Origin of the sequence: Pseudomonas ulcerans, from assembly GCF_036324125.1 — a bacterium.
Lineage (GTDB): Bacteria > Pseudomonadota > Gammaproteobacteria > Pseudomonadales > Pseudomonadaceae > Aquipseudomonas > Aquipseudomonas ulcerans.
Genome location: NZ_JAZDQN010000012.1, coordinates 1 through 15,214, shown reverse-complemented (window position 1 = coordinate 15,214; position 15,214 = coordinate 1). Strand labels below are relative to the sequence as shown.

At 64.7% G+C, this 15,214-nt stretch carries 12 protein-coding genes and 1 pseudogene; all 13 read left to right on the top strand.

The features are described 5' to 3' along the window. The first annotated feature begins 47 nt into the window (after nucleotides 1-47). The gene (locus tag V0R59_RS13285; protein WP_330074739.1) at nucleotides 48-2,378 is read left to right on the top strand and encodes a TonB-dependent receptor; all 2,331 of its coding nucleotides are present in this window, start codon (nucleotides 48-50) and stop codon (nucleotides 2,376-2,378) included. Further along, entirely contained in the window at nucleotides 2,378-3,058 is a 681-nt protein-coding gene (locus V0R59_RS13280) for a Fe2+-dependent dioxygenase (protein WP_330074738.1), read from the top strand. Before V0R59_RS13285 ends, V0R59_RS13280 begins: the two co-directional genes overlap by 1 nt. Nucleotides 3,059-3,377: 319 nt before the next feature. Then, nucleotides 3,378-4,478, top strand: coding sequence for an ABC transporter substrate-binding protein (locus tag V0R59_RS13275; RefSeq protein WP_330074737.1), 1,101 nt, complete (start codon nucleotides 3,378-3,380; stop codon nucleotides 4,476-4,478). A gap of 8 nt (nucleotides 4,479-4,486) precedes the next feature. Further along, on the top strand, nucleotides 4,487-5,536 hold the full coding sequence (locus tag V0R59_RS13270) for a FecCD family ABC transporter permease (protein ID WP_330074838.1): 1,050 nt from the start codon (nucleotides 4,487-4,489) through the stop codon (nucleotides 5,534-5,536). Further along, on the top strand, nucleotides 5,533-6,291 hold the full coding sequence (locus tag V0R59_RS13265) for an ABC transporter ATP-binding protein (RefSeq protein WP_330074736.1): 759 nt from the start codon (nucleotides 5,533-5,535) through the stop codon (nucleotides 6,289-6,291). The genes V0R59_RS13270 and V0R59_RS13265 overlap by 4 nt, the downstream gene beginning before the upstream one ends. 458 nt (nucleotides 6,292-6,749) lie before the next feature. Beyond that, nucleotides 6,750-9,218: a type VI secretion system Vgr family protein gene (locus V0R59_RS13260; RefSeq protein ID WP_330105840.1), complete on the top strand. Its 2,469-nt coding sequence runs from the start codon at nucleotides 6,750-6,752 to the stop codon at nucleotides 9,216-9,218. After that, nucleotides 9,215-10,012, top strand: a complete 798-nt coding sequence (locus tag V0R59_RS13255) for a DUF4123 domain-containing protein (RefSeq protein WP_330074734.1) — start codon at nucleotides 9,215-9,217, stop codon at nucleotides 10,010-10,012. Before V0R59_RS13260 ends, V0R59_RS13255 begins: the two co-directional genes overlap by 4 nt. 56 nt (nucleotides 10,013-10,068) lie before the next feature. Further along, nucleotides 10,069-10,533, top strand: coding sequence for a DUF3304 domain-containing protein (locus V0R59_RS13250; protein ID WP_330074837.1), 465 nt, complete (start codon nucleotides 10,069-10,071; stop codon nucleotides 10,531-10,533). 59 nt (nucleotides 10,534-10,592) lie between these two features. Continuing rightward, nucleotides 10,593-12,815, top strand: a complete 2,223-nt coding sequence (locus V0R59_RS13245) for a T6SS phospholipase effector Tle1-like catalytic domain-containing protein (protein ID WP_330074733.1) — start codon at nucleotides 10,593-10,595, stop codon at nucleotides 12,813-12,815. Next, nucleotides 12,802-13,380, top strand: a complete 579-nt coding sequence (locus tag V0R59_RS13240) for a DUF3304 domain-containing protein (RefSeq protein WP_375547371.1) — start codon at nucleotides 12,802-12,804, stop codon at nucleotides 13,378-13,380. Before V0R59_RS13245 ends, V0R59_RS13240 begins: the two co-directional genes overlap by 14 nt. After that, on the top strand, nucleotides 13,377-13,634 hold the full coding sequence (locus V0R59_RS13235; RefSeq protein ID WP_330074732.1) for a PAAR domain-containing protein: 258 nt from the start codon (nucleotides 13,377-13,379) through the stop codon (nucleotides 13,632-13,634). The genes V0R59_RS13240 and V0R59_RS13235 overlap by 4 nt, the downstream gene beginning before the upstream one ends. Beyond that, nucleotides 13,631-14,746 carry a hypothetical protein gene (locus V0R59_RS13230; protein WP_330074731.1) on the top strand — a complete coding sequence of 372 codons (1,116 nt, stop codon included), beginning with the start codon at nucleotides 13,631-13,633 and terminating at the stop codon, nucleotides 14,744-14,746. The genes V0R59_RS13235 and V0R59_RS13230 overlap by 4 nt, the downstream gene beginning before the upstream one ends. Next, a pseudogene (locus V0R59_RS13225) lies at nucleotides 14,730-15,214 on the top strand (hypothetical protein); the annotation flags it as partial. The gene V0R59_RS13230 and the pseudogene V0R59_RS13225, both read left to right, overlap by 17 nt.

Genomic DNA, 15,214 nt, shown 5'->3' with positions numbered 1-15,214 from the left:
TAGAATCCGGGGATACAAATGCGACTGATTCACTTTAAGGAAACCCCATGTCCAACCTCTCCACCCAGCGCCTGCCGTCGACGCTGGCCCCGGCTTTCGGCCTGCTGGTCGGCGCCTGTGTCACCCCGGCCCATGCCGATGCCCTTGACCTGCCGGCGACCCAGGTCAACGGCAAGCAGTCGGCCTACAAGGTCGATGAAGTCACCTCGGCGAAGATCACCACGCCGCTGCTCGATGCGCCGCAATCCATCACCGTGGTGCCCAAGGCAGTGCTGGAAGAGCAGAACGCCCAGAGCCTGCAGGAGGTGCTGCGCAATGTCCCCGGCATCACCTTCATGTCCGGCGAGGGCAACCTGGGTTGGGGCGACCTGTTCTCCATTCGTGGTTTCGCCGCCGAGCAGAGCCTGACCGTCGATGGCGTGCGCGACGCCGGCATGTCCAGCCGCAACGACACCTTCAACCTGGAACAGGCCGAGGTGTTCAAGGGCACGGGCTCGGTGGAGTCCGGGGTCTCGGCGGTGGGCGGCAGCGTCAACCTGGTGAGCAAGCGCGCCCACCTCGGCGATGCCGGGCAGCTGTCCGCCGGTATCGGCACCGACAACTACAAGCGCCTGACCGCCGACATCAACCGCCAGCTCAACGAGACCACGGCGGTGCGGGTCAACCTGATGAAGCACTACAACGCGGTGTCCGAGCGCGACGAAGTGGACTACGACCGCTGGGGCATCGCCACGTCCGTGGGCTTTGGCCTGGGCACCGACACCCGCCTGTGGCTGGATGCTTTCTACCAGAAGGACAAGAACACCCCGGACGGCGGCGTGCCGATCCAGCGGGGTACCGATGGCCACCGCATGCCGGGAGTGTCCCGCGACGCCTGGTACGGCGATTCCAGCCTGTACACCCAGCGCAGCGAGACCCGTTCCCTGACCGGCCTGTTCGAGCACGACTTCAGCGACGACCTGACCCTGCGCAACCAGTTGCGCTGGCAGCAGACCGACAACTGGGCGGTACTGTCGCCGGCCCGTTTCGTTGCGGCCAACGCCGACGGCAGCAGGACCTGCACCGGCACCCGTTGCGCCAGCCTCGGCTATGTCGGCCTCGGCCCGCTGAGCTCGATCAACGGCATCAACGCCTACACCCAGTACGCCAACAGCGACGGCAGCGGTTACGGCTACCTGCGCGGCAGCGACTTCGGCCTGTCCAAGCGCTACGAGATCATCGACAACCAGACCGACCTGCGCTTCAACCTCGACACCGGCGGCATCCACCACGAGGCGGTGACCGGCGTCGAGTTCTACCGCGAAAGCTACGGCGGCCTGCACAAGACCCTGGACGTGCCGGACGGCTCGATGTTCTTCGACCTGTCCGACCCGGCCCATCACTTCGCCTCGGTCTCCACCGACAAGGGCTATGGCGACCCGCGCAGCGTGGTGAAGAACGCGGCGATCTATGCCTCCGACACCCTGACCCTCGACCCGCAATGGCAGCTCTTGCTGGCCCTGCGTTATGACCGCTGGCAGGCCGACAGCGAGCGCTCCACCGGCAACAGCAGCAGCCGTGACGACGCCATCGGTGGCCGCGCCGGGATCGTCTACAAGCCGTTGCCCAACGGCAGCGTCTACCTGTCCTACAGCGAGGCGGCGCAGCCGTCGGCGATCGGTGCGACCACCAACAACCAGATCTACGGCGCAGCCAGCACCGAGGACTACAAGCCGGCCAAGTCCAAGACCTATGAACTGGGCACCAAGTGGGAATTGCTGGACGAGCGCCTGAACCTGAATGCCGCGCTGTTCCGCACCGAGCTGGAAGACAGCTGGGAATACACCGAGGGCGAGTCGGCGCCGGTGCGGGCACTGCCGGCCAAGCGGGTCGACGGTATCGAACTTGGCCTACAGGGCAACATCACCGAGCGCTGGTCGGCCTATGCCGGCATGGCGGCGATGAAGAGCCGCCAGACCAAGGGCGCCAACAAGGGCGAGGAAGCCAAGAACGTTCCCGACCTGACCGCCAACCTGTGGACCAGCTACCAGCTCACCGACAACCTGGGCCTGAGCTACGGCGCCGACTACGTGGGGCGTCGCCGTTACAGCGACAACAAGTACGTCGGCGGGCTGAACAACAACAGTGCCTACGCTTCCGGGCCGTCGGGCGTGTACACCATCTACACCCGCGACCACGAGAAGGCACCGTCCTACTGGCTGCACAGCATTGCTGCACGCTACAAGGTGGACAGCCAGACCACGGTCAACCTCAACGTCAGCAACCTGTTCAACAAGTTCTACTACAGCCGTGTCGGCGCCTCCCTCGACGGCTTCCAGCTGTACGGCGTGCCGGGTGCCGGCCGGACCCTCACCGCCAGCGTGGACTACCGCTTCTGATGCTGATCGAAATCGACCGCCTGTTCAGCGCCGCGGAGCTGGACGACCTGCGCCGGCAACTGCTGGCGCAACCCTGGATCGATGGCAAGGCCACGGCGGGCATGCAGTCCGCCCTGGCCAAGCGCAATCGCCAACTGGACGAGGACAACCCGCTGGCCCGGCAACTGGGCGAGCTGATCCTGCGCCGGCTTTCCGACCACCCGTTGTTCATGTCGGCGGCGCTGCCCAAGCGCATCTATCCGCCGTTGTTCAACCGCTACGGCGTCGGCGAGGGCTTCGGCTTTCACGTTGACAACGCCATCCGCGGCATCAAGGGTGTGCGCGAGCGGGTGCGTACCGACCTCTCGGCGACCCTGTTCCTGGCCGATCCGGACAGCTACGACGGTGGCGAACTGGTGATCCGCGACACCTTCGGCGAGCGCAGCGTCAAGCTGCCGGCCGGGCACCTGGTGCTGTACCCGGGCAGCAGCCTGCACCGGGTCGAGCCGGTGACCCGGGGCGAGCGGCTGGCGGCGTTCTTCTGGATCGAGAGCCTGGTGCGCGAGGACAGCCAGCGTTCGCTGCTGCTGGACATGGATGTGGCGATCCAGCGCCTGACCGGGCAGGGCGCCGACCAGGGTTCGCTGCTGGAGCTGACCGGCGTGTACCACAACCTGCTGCGTCGTTGGGGCGACAGCTGAAATCTGTGTCGTGGCTGAGGGCCTCATCGCTGGCAGGCCAGCGCTTGTAGGACGCCACATAACTTATTGATTAGTTGGGACTTGTGGGAGCGGGTTTACCCGCGATGGCGTAGGCGAATTCACTATCGCAATCGCGGGTAAACCCGCTCCCACAAGGTCCGCGTCGCTCGTGGATCTGTTCTCTGCGCGACAGCGCAGCCTGAAAGGCTGGGCGGACTCCCACAGGGTTTGCGGTGTGCGCCGGACCTGTGGGAGCTGGCTTGCCAGCGAAGAGGCCGGTACTGACAAAGTTGTTCTCTGATCCGAAAGGAGAGTCCTGATGTTTCGACGTTTTTCCTGGCAACTGCTGTTGCCCTTGCTGCTGCTCCTCGGCCTGTGCCAGAGCGCCCACGCCATCGAAGTCACCGACGTCCTCGGGCGCAAGGTGCAGATGGACCACGCCCCGCAACGTATCGTCCTGGGCGAAGGCCGGCTGTTCTTCGCCCTGGCCTTGCTCGACCGCGACAACCCGTTCCAGCGGGTGGTCGGCTGGCAGAACGATATGCGCCTGCTCGACCCGCATACCTACGAGGTCTACGCGCAGAAATACCCGGAAATCACCAGGCTGCCCCTGATCGGCCAGGCCTCGGAGCAGAGCGTCAGCGCCGAGCAGATCCTTGCCCTGAAACCTGACCTTGCGGTATTCAGCATCGCCGGCGAAGGCCCGACCCAGCACAGCCCGGTCGCCGACCTGCTGGCCAAGGCCGGGGTCCCGGTGCTGTTCATCGACTTCCGCGTCCAGCCGATCCGCAATACCCGGGTCAGCCTGGAAGCCCTCGGCCAGTTGCTCGGTCGCGAGCAGCAGGCGCAGGAATACCTGGGCTTCTACGATCATCACCTGAAGGCGGTGACCGACCGCGTCGCCAACCTCGACGACAGCCAGCGACCCAAGGTCTTCCTCGAACTGCTGGCGGGTGTCTGGCAGGCGCCGGGGCACACCACCGGCAAGAGCGGCCTGGGCAGCCTGGTGAAGGCGGTCGGCGGCCACAATATCGCCGCCGACGTGGTGCCCGGCGCGCTGGGCGATGTCAGTGTCGAGTACGTGTTGAAGGCTGACCCGGACGTGTATATCGCCACCGGCAACCGTGCCCCGGGCGTGCTGCTGGGCGCCGGCGTGCCGCTGGACACTGCGCGCCAGAGCCTGGAAAAGATCACCGCGCGGCCTGAGTTCGTGCCGCTGCGGCCGATCCAGGCCGGTCAGGCCCACGGTCTGTGGCATGACTTCTACAACTCGCCGTTCAACATCCTCGCGGTGGAAGCCATGGCCCGCTGGATTCACCCGGAGTTGTTCGCCGACCTCGACCCGGCGCGAACCATGGGCGAAATCAACGGCATGCTCAAGATCGGCCTGGACGGCCACTACTGGATCGACGCCAAGTGACGGTATTGATGGAGCAGGGCGCCACGCTGGCGGCGTGGCGCTACAAACGGCTGCTGTGGCGACGCAGCCTGCTGGTCCTCGGCCTGGCAGGGTTGCTCGGCCTGTCGATACTCGGCGACCTGGCCAGTGGCGCTTCGGGGATGAGCCTGGGGCGCCTGCTTTCCGGCCTGTTCGATCCGTCGCTGCTGAGCGCCACCGAGCGGGTGATCATCTGGAACGTGCGCCTGCCGTACGCGCTGATGGCGGTACTGGTGGGTGCCGCCCTGGCCCTGGCGGGCGCCGAGATGCAGGCGATCCTCGACAACCCGCTGGCCAGTCCCTTCACCCTCGGCGTGTCCTCGGCGGCGGCCCTGGGCGCGTCGCTGGCCATTGCCTACCCGCTGGGCGTTGCCTGGCTGGAGCCGGGGGTGCAGATACCCTTGATGGCGTTCGTCTTCGCCTGCCTCTCGGTGCTGCTCCTGCAAGCCATGGCCCGGCTGCGCGGGGCCGGGGTGGAAAGCCTGGTGCTGTTCGGCATCGCCCTGGTGTTCAGCTGCAACGCCCTGGTGTCGCTGCTGCAATTGCTGGCCAGCGAGGATGTGCTGCAGCAACTGGTGTTCTGGACCCTGGGCAGCCTGGCCCGGGCCAACTGGCAGAAGCTGGGCATGCTGGCCCTGGTGGTGGCCGTGGTCCTGCCGTTTTCCCTGCGTGCGGCGCCGGCCCTGACCCTGCTGCGCATGGGCGAGGAACGCGCCCGCAGCTTTGGCGTGGATACCCGGCGCCTGCGGGTGGCCTCGCTGCTGCGCATCAGCCTGCTCTCGGCCACGGCGGTGGCCTTCGTCGGCACCATCGGTTTCATCGGCCTGGTCGGTCCGCATATCGCCCGCCTGGTAGTGGGCGAGGACCAGCGTTTCCTGCTGCCGGCCAGCGCCCTGGTGGGGGCCTTGCTGCTGTCGCTGTCGTCCATTGCCAGCAAGCTGATCCTGCCGGGCGTGATCGTGCCGGTGGGCATCGTCACCGCACTGGTGGGCGTGCCGATTTTCGTGGTGCTGGTGTTCCGGCGGGGGAGAAGGTCATGAGTCTGCTGATCAACGAGGTGTCGGTGAGCTATGGCGCTCGGTGCATCCTTCAGGGCGTGAGCCTGCCGGCCTTGCCGGCGGGCAGCCTGGTGGCGCTGGTCGGGCCGAACGGTGCTGGCAAGTCCACCTTGCTCCGCGCCCTGGCCGGGCTTGAGCGCATGAGCGGCGCGCTGGGGCTGGATGGCGTTGACGTGACCCGTCTGGGCTTCGTCGAGCGCTCGCGACGCCTGGCCTACATGCCGCAGCAACTGCCGCCGGGGATTGCCCTCGGGGTGCTGGAAAGCATCGTCGCGGCGCTGCGCATCAGCGCGGTCGACGATCTGCTCGGCACCGCGTTCATGGCGCTGCGCCGGTTGGGTATCGAACACCTGGCCGAGCAATCGCTGGACAGCCTGTCCGGCGGCCAGCGGCAACTGGTGGCACTGGCCCAGTTGCTGGCGCGTGATCCGCAGGTGCTGTTGCTCGACGAGCCCACCAGCGCGCTGGACCTGCACTATCAACTGCGGGTGATGGATGCGGTGCGCGAGCGGGTGGTGTCGCGCCGGTTGCTGGCGGTGGCGGTGCTGCACGATATCAACCTGGCGGCGAGTCATGCCGACTGGCTGGTGGTGCTTCACCAGGGCCGGGTGATGGCCAGCGGAGCGCCGGAGACAGTGCTGACGCCGGGGTTGCTGGCCGAGGTGTACGGAGTCCAGGCGCGGGTCGAGCGCTGTTCGCAGGGCAGGTTGCAGGTGCTGGTGGATCGGGCGATTTGATGAAGGGGCTTGGGTGGGCGGTGGCGTGAAAGTTGCTGCTGCCCATAAGGTTCCAGGCCCGGTGCATGTAGGATGCTTCCTATATCCTTGTAAGTATTAGTTACTTGCCCCGCAAGATATATTGAATGAATTACCTTCTAATAATTTATTGCGAAATGATAAGAGGTGCTGCCGCAATAAAATAAATCGGCTGGTCGCATAAGAATTTTCCGAACAACTCAAAGAATATTCCTGCCGTTGTTTTAGGGGTCGAAATCCACAAGTCGGATGTTTTACTGTGCGCTCCTGAAAACGGACCTGCGCGCGAAGGAAGTTGCCAGCGACTTTCTTTAAAATACTTCAAATAATTCAAGGCTTTTCAGCGTCGCTTGCAGGCCGTTGTTTATTAATGGATTCCGCAATGAACTTCGAACTTTCGGGTTTGAAGTTCATTGCCGGATATTTCATCGAGACAACGCATGGACACGATCGTCAGCCGCTACCCATCGCCCACCACCCGCAATCCCTACCAACTCAACGTCCAGAACCTCGACGTGCCGCTCGACATCTTCGCCTTCGAAGGCGAGGAATACCTCAGCCAGCCATTCCGCTACACCATCCGCTTCAGTTGCGCCCTGCCGCGGCCCGGGCGCAGCTACTACGCGGAGGACGACGACCCAGACCGCCCCAAGCCCCTCGACCTGGACAAGGCCCTGTTCCTCAACCGCACCGCCCGTTTCGCCCTGTACGGCGAGCCGCCGGTCACCTACCCCTGGGAAGAAAAGAAGAAAAAGCACAACCCGGTCCGCGAGCTGTTCGGCGTCATCACCTCGTTCAAACGCATCCGCGCCACGGTGGACGAAGGCCAGTACGAGATCGTTCTCGAACCGCGTTTCGGCCTGCTGGCGCGCAGCAAGCAGACCCGCCTGTACCTGCGCAAATCGGTGCCGCAGATCGTCAAGCACATCCTCAAGGAACGGCACAAGCTGTTCAGCCACGAGTATTTCCTCGACCTGGACCGCGACTACCCGGTGCGTGACCACGTGCTGCAGTACGAGGAAACCGACCTGGCCTTCGTCCAGCGCCTACTGGCCGAGGTAGGCATCTGGTACCGCTTCGACATCAACTCCGAGCACCGCGTCGAGGTGGTGCATTTCCGTGATCTGCCGCTGCACGACCACAGGGTCGAGCTGCCCTACCTGCCACGCGCCGGCATGAACAGCAACGGCGCCGACTGCGTCTGGGACATCGGCACCCGCCACCAGGTGGTGGAAAAGGACCTGGTCTTCCGCACCTACGACCCGCGCCAGGCCAACAAGCACCTGCAAGGCGAAACCGAGCAATGGCGCCTGGGATATTCCGTCTACGGTGAAACCTACGAGTACGGCTGGGCCTACACCGAACTCGGCGAGATCTACTCCGACCGCCCGACCTCCGAGACCGGACGCTTCTTCGCCCGCCTGAACTACGAGCGCAACATGAACCTGCGCAGCCAGGTGAAGGGGTTCAGCAGCAGCCCGCAGGTGGAGCCGGCTCGCATGCTCAGGCTCAGCGGCGAGGTGCCCGAGGACTGCGCCAAGAGCGTGATCGTGCACACCACCCGGATCAGCGGTGCGCGCAACAAGAACTACCTGGTCGAATTCGAAGGCTTGCCCTACGCCGGGCTGGTGGGTTTCCGCCCGCCGTTGCAGCCCAAACCGGTGATTGCCGGGACCATCCCGGCGCGGATCACCAGCCGGCAGAAAAACGACCCCTACAGCCATATCGACCTGGAAGGCCGCTACCGGGTCAACTTCCTGTTCGACCGCGACTCGCGCGAGCCCGGCCATGAAAGCCTCGCCATGCGCCTGGCGCGGCCGTACGCCGGCGACCTGTACGGCCTGCACCTCCCGCTGCTGGCCGGCACCGAAGTGGCGATCGCCTTCGAGCAGGGCGACCCGGACCGCCCGTACATCTCCCATGCCCTGCACGACGACCGCCACCCCGACCACGTCGCCCGTGACAACAACACGCGCAACGTGCTGCGCACGCCGAGCAACAACAAGCTGCGGATGGAGGACAAGAAGGGGCAGGAGCACGTCAAGGTCAGTACCGAATTTGGCGGCAAGAGCCAGCTGAATCTGGGACATCTGGTCGGCAAGGATCGCAAGAAGCGCGGTGAAGGCTTCGAGCTGCGCAGCGACCACTGGGGCGTGCTCAGGGCGGGGAAGGGCGTGTTTATCAGTGCCGATGCCCAGCCCAAGGCGCAGGGCGACGTGCTCGCCATGGACCCGGCCATCGAGCAACTCGACAAGGCCGAACGGCAGGTCGAGGACTGGCGCAAGGTCAGCGCCGAGCACCACAGCCTGCAAGCGGACCTCGCCGACCTGCAGCAACTCAAGGCCAGCACCAGCGCCCTGCAGGACCCGGCCATCCTCCTCAGTGCGCCCAAGGGCGTGGCCGCAGTCACCCCGGCCAGCTTGCTGCTGCAAAGCGGTGAGTCCACCTACCTGCAAAGCCAGGGCGAACTCAACCTCGGCACCGCCCGGCGCCTGTTCGCCCATGCCGAACAGAACATCTCCCTGCTTGCCCGCCAGCACGGCATGCGCCTGGTTTCGGGCAAGGGCCCGCTGGAAATCGAATCCCACGGCGACCTGCTCAAGCTCATCGCCCGGCAGGACATCGACGTGCAGTCGGTGCAGGGCCATGTGCAGATCATCGCCAAGAACGGCATCACCCTCGGTTGCGGTGGGGCAAGCATTTGCCTGACGCCGGAGGGCGAAGTGCTGATCCAGTCGCCGGGGCTGGTTGAGCTCAAGGGGCAGCACCGTTTCAAGCCGCCGGCGGGGGAGAGTTTCGAGTTGCCGATTCTGCCGACGTCGGAGTTGCCGGGGGCGGTGTGCCGGGAATGTCTGGAAAAGGCCAGGGCGAAAGGCCTGGGCTACACCACGAGGGAGAAGCAGATATGACGGAAATCATTGCGCAAACCTGGCTGCAACGGCTCGACAGCGCGGGTAGCAAACTGCAATGCAACCAGGTGCACGTGATCATCGATCAGGTCGGTCTCGATCCGTTGGTGGCCAGCGGTATCCAGCAGATGGTGCCGGCGATGCCCTGGCGTGCGCTGTTCGAAGGCTGGCCCGAAGCCGCCCATGGCGACCTTTCGCCTTTGCTGGTGCGTATCGATCTGGACCAGCCGCTGCAACGGTTCTGGCTGGAAGAACTGATCAGCGCCTTCGGCCATGAATCGCGGCTGCTGGTGCTGATCTCACGCTGGCCGTTCCGGCGTCTGGGCGAATACCTCGGCCAATGCCTGCAAGCCCGCAACGGCGGCGGCAGCGGCGTGCTGCGCTACTACGACCCGCGCCTGTTCCCGCTGCTGTTCAGCCACGTGCTGAGCGCCGAACAGCAACAGCCGTTGCTGGCACCGGCACTGCTCTGGAGCTGGCTGGACCGCGACGGCATCCCCCGGCACCTGGCCGGCACGGCGGACACCGACTGCGTCGACGACCCGCTGCCTTGCGAGCTGAGTGACCGGCAGATCGATGTGCTGTGTTGCGCTGCCGATGCGATGAAAGTCCAAGACGAGCTCCGCGCGTCGCTACCGCAGGGCTGGGGGGCCGAGCAGCGGTTTCAGGCGTGTTACCGGGCCGTGCTCGATGCGAGTGAGGCCGGCGTGTTTGCCAAGGCCCGGTATGACGCCTTCATCCTCGAACACTTGCAGGCTGCCCAGGCTGGTCCGGGCACGGGAGGCAAGGCATGAAGCGTCATGTCCCGTGCTTTGGCGCAAGGTCCCTGGTGCTGTTGTTCGCCGGCCTTATGGGGATGGTTGGGAGTGGCGACGCCCACGCCAGGATCATCGGTATCAACCATACCCATTGGGCGATCAACCATTTTGCTGTGGATGGGCATTCGGGGTTGGACGCAATCGGGGCTTGGCAAGGAGGGGGAGGTGGGCATATCAGCCTGCCGGCCGAATGGGTGCCGGGGATGATGGTGCAGATCGATTGGGAAACGGGATCCGATAGCACAGATGGATTTCCCGGTTTTGCAGATCGTGCCAAGTACAGAGTGTGGGTTGAGTCGATAGAGGCTCAGAAGCGGCGACATTCCAGGGTTGTGCCAGTCCCCGACTACACCAACCAGAAAGTCTGTGGCGTTACCGTGCATTTCCTCCCTTGCGACGAAATCCAGGTGACGACCTCCTGCAAAGGCCACGGCCATCCCGACTACCCGATCAATATCCCGCTGAAACTGCCGGAGCCACAGTCATGTCCGAAATGAAACTCTCTGCTGTCTGCTATCCACCCCAGTTCCCCGTGCAGGGGCGGCTGCCCTCGCGGGTGGAGCAGGTCGAAGCCAACCTGCGTATCCAGCGCGAGCCGGAGGATGATTACCGCGAGGCCCTGAGCCTGGCAGCCGGGCGCCGGGTGATGCCGCCGTGCTGCAAGACCCTGCATATCAGCCTGTTCTTCGATGGCACGGGCAATAACCTCAACCATGACCTGTATATCGCCAGGCCGGCGTCTCCAACCAATATCGGCCGGCTGTTCCGTGCGTCCATCGGTGATGGTTATGCCGGCGGTACCTTCCACAGCAGCGGTTCCGGTGCCCTCACCGACCTGCCCGGTGAAGGGCATCGACAGTTCTTCAAGTACTACATGCCGGGGGTGGGCACGCCGTTTCCCGAGGTAGGCGATCTTGACTACAACAATAATGGCCTGATCTACGCCACCCGCGGCGAGGAAAGGATCAACTGGGGCTTGCTGATGCTGCTGGATGCTCTGGGGCGCTCCCTTGGCCGGAACTGGCTGGGCCATCAGTCCCTGCGCGAGTCGATCGAGGCGATGTCCACCCAGTGGTACAACGGCCATGAAGCCAGGCGAGGGCGGCTCAACCGCAAGCGCGAATTCTTCCGGCAACTGGCAGCCCTTGAAAAACCGTTGCTCACGGCCATGAGCGAGCGCGGCGGTCAATCGCGGCTATTGGGAGTGCGCCTGTATGTCTATGGCTTTTCCCGCGGTGCAGCCAGCGCCCGGGCCTTCGTGCACTGGCTGAACGAGCTGCTGGAGGATGTCGACACGCAACCGGTGCTGAAACATGGCGAGCTGGTGCTGCCCCTGCAGATCCAGTACCTGGGGCTTCTGGATACCGTGGCCTCCGTGGGCCTCGCCGACTCGTTTCCCATTGCCGACGGCCATATGAGCTGGGCTGACGAGACCCAGCAACTGCCCGACGGCAAGCTGGTCAAGCGTTGCCTGCATATCGTGGCCAGTCATGAACAGCGCCAGAGTTTTCCGCTGGACTCGATTCGACGGGCCGATGGCAGCTATCCGGAAAACAGTACGGAGGTGGTTCATCCAGGTGTGCATTCCGATCAGGGAGGTGGCTATCCGCCGGGGGATCAGGGGAAGGGTATTGGTGGCAATGATGGCCTGCTGCTTTCTCAGATCGCTTTGCATGAGATGTATTCGGATGCGTTTGCTCACGGCGCTCCTTTGAAAGTACCTGGTGCAGTGCTACCGCAAGCTGAACAAAATGATCCTTGGCGACGCATGATTCCTGAGGTCTTGCAGTCGTTTGACGTCACCCCTGAATTGGCCGACCGGTTCAACGCCTGGCGCCAAGCAACCCTCGGCCTTGCCCCAGCCCCACAACCCCTACCCATCGAGCAGGTCGAGCACTACCAGCCCATCCCCGCCGAAAAATCGGTCGAAGACGTCCTGCGCGATCAACTGGGCTGGATCACTGCCTGGCGTATCGACCGCTATGCCTTCAAGACCCTGAAGCGCGAGCGGTTCTGGGTCGAAGCAACCGATACCGAAGCTGCGCCCGCGGACTATGAACGTGCCGAAACGGCGCAGAAGGAGCGCCAGAAAGCCGTCGAGGCCCGGCGTCGCGAGCAGCAAAGCCACGAGCGTTTGCAGCGTCTGACGGGCAGACCGCTGGAACCCGGCCCCAAGTACTTCGACGCCGATATGGCCAAGACCCAGTTGTCTGATGCCGCGGATGAGTTCGAAGTTACCTACAAGCGGCGCCAGCCAGAAGCGGTCGTCTATCACATGGGCATGCCGGTCACCTTGCCGGACAGTCTCAAGACCGATTTCGTTCGCGAGCAGGATCACCTGAAGGCTCTGGGGCGTGAGCGCGTCAGCCTGCTGTTTCCGCCGCCTTCGGGTGAGCTGAACCATAAAAGCGTGACTAATCGCGGCAATGTCCGGGAGGACTTCAATGTCGACGAGCCCCTGGGAATGCTGCGCGCCCTGTTCGACAACCAGATCCACGACTCCAGGGCCTGGTTCATGTACCAGCACGGACGCGAGCCCTTAGCCAATTACCTCTGCGAACGCATGGTGTTCTTCGGCGCGACCCACCGCCGGGCCCTGGCGCGGATTCTTGAGCGTAACCAAGCCGTGACCGCCAGCGGAGTCGTCTGGCCTGTAGCGCCTGCATCTCACCCAGGTCCACTGGATGGCGAGCAACTGGCCCAGGCGCAGCAGGCAGTCGATGACGAATGGCAAGCGTTCTACGCCGGCCTTGGGGAGGTGGACGATGCATCGGCGTAATGGACGTGGAATCACCTTGTTCGGAGTCCTGCCGGCTGCGGTTTGTGCCTTGTTGGTACTCCTGCCGACTGCGACTGCCCACGCCAGGATCATCGGTATCAACCACACCCATTGGGCTATTAACCATTTTGCTGTGGATGGACATTCCGGGCTGGACATCATTGGGGCTTGGCAAGGAGGGGGCGGTGGGCATATCAGTCTGCCTTCCAAATGGGTGCCTGGTATGACTGTACGAATTGACTGGGAGACAGGGGTCAGCGGTATGAGCGACCTCGCCAGTGAATTCCCAGGGTTCTCTGATGAGGCCAAATACGACGCATGGCTCGAAAAGATTGATGCGCAAAAGCGCCAACACAGCAAACTCGCCCTCGTCCCCGACTACACCAACCAGAAAGTCTGCGGCATCACCGTGCATTTCCTCCCTTGCGACGAAATCCAGGTAACGACCTCCTGCAAAGGCCATGGCAGTCCTGACTACCCCATCAACATCCCGCTGAAACTGCCGGAACCGCAATCCTGCCCCTCCACCCCCAACCGTGCCCCGGCACAAGGAGCCCCCCTATGAAACCCCTGATCCGCCTCGGCGATACCCTGCACCCCTACGGCGGCGAAGTCCTCCAGGGCCGCTATGACTGCGACGGCAAGCCCGTTGCCTGCGAGGGCGACCGGGTGCGCTGCAACCTGCATGGCCTGACCGCCATCGCCGAAGGCAGCTCACTGATGACCATGGACGACCTGCCGGTGGCGCTGCATGGCCACCGCTGCAACTGCGGTTGTTCCCTGGTCAGTTCCATGCCCGACACCCTGGTGGACCTATGAAGCCGGCGCCGCATTTTGCTGCCTGGCCTTTGCGTCCGCCGCCGCAGTACCTGCGCTGGATGGTCGGCGGGCTGGTGGTGCTGGCCCTGGTCGGTTGTGCCGGCGTGCTGCTGCGCCCCTGGCTGGAAGACTGGCTGCCAGCGCTCGGCGCCCTGGCCCTGGTGGCGTGGCTGCTGGCGTTGCTGCTGCGGCTGCTGGCGTTCCGCTTCAACCGGCATAACGCCGCTTGCTACGGCGCCGCCGTGGAGCAGGTTGAACAGCGCTGGTGGAGCCACCATCGGCAACAGGCCGCGCTGGTGGATCTGGTGCTGATCGGCCCGGCCTGCAGCGTGCCGGACGACCGCGCCGGGCTGTTCGAGGCCGAGCGCAAGCCGCCCCAGGCCAAGGCCGAGGAGGGCGGCCAGGTGTTGCGCTCGACCCAGGTGCTGGGCAAGGGCCAGGCCCGCCGCGAACTGCAGTTGGCGCGCTTGCTGGCGATGCAGTTGCAGGCGCAGCGCAGCGAGCCCTTCAGCGCGCCCTTGCTGCACTGCTATTGGCAGGGCTCGGCCGAGGCCTGGCAGGTGTTTGCCGAGGAGACGGGGCGGCGCTTCAACGTCGTGCTGCCCGACCAGCCCCGGCCCTGGACGGGGCTGGACAGTTTGGACCAGGCGATCGACGCCCTGCACCAGGCCGACGCCGAGGCCCTGGTGCTCTGCGCCGGCTGCGAATCACTGCCGGGGCGCCAGGACAGCAAACTGCCCGGCGGCGAGGCGGCGCTGCTCTGGTTGCTGGGCAAAAGCGGTGGCGTGCGCATTGCCCGTGGCGAAGCCTTTGTCGCCGATCGCGACGCCTTGCCCGAGGTCGCCGAGCGGGCCTTGCGCCAGTGCCATCTGCAGGGCCCGACACAGGCCTGCGCGAGCTTTTCCCCGGCCCTGGCCGAACTCGGCTGGAACCCGCTGCCAGCCGCGCCGCTGCTCAACTTCGGCGAACTGCAACAGCTGGAGGCGCCGGTGGCCCTGAGCCTGGCCGCCGCCCATGCCCAACTCAACGCAATGCCCAGCGCCTGGCTGGCCAGCGACCCTTCTTGCACCCTGGCCCTGGGAGTGGTGACACCTGATGACCCAACCTGCTGAAACCCCAAGATTCTCGCCGCTGCACACCGTGCTGCTGCTGGCCGCCGCCCTGGCGGTGATTGTCGCCGTGGTCGCGGCGGGCTGGCACTTTTCGGACCCGCAGCGCACACCCTGGCAAGAACTGCTGCTGGTGGCCGGACTGGCCTGGACCCTGCTGTTCATCATGGTGCTGCTGATCTGGCAGACCCTGCATGACGGCGTGCGCCGGCTGGTCGACCACGACCCTGTGGCACCACCTCCGCCACCGCCGAAAAAGCCGGTCGACCCCAGGATCAAGCTGGTGGAAACCCTGCGCAGCCTCTACGGCCCCCTCTGGCGCCGCAAGACCCGCCTGCTCCTGGTCGCCGGCGAACCCGAGCAAATCGAAGCCATCGCCCCTGGCCTCAGCGAACAACGCTGGCTGGTGGGAGAACGCACCGTCCTGCTCTGGGCCGGCAGCCTGCGCAAGGATCCCGATCCCGCCGACCT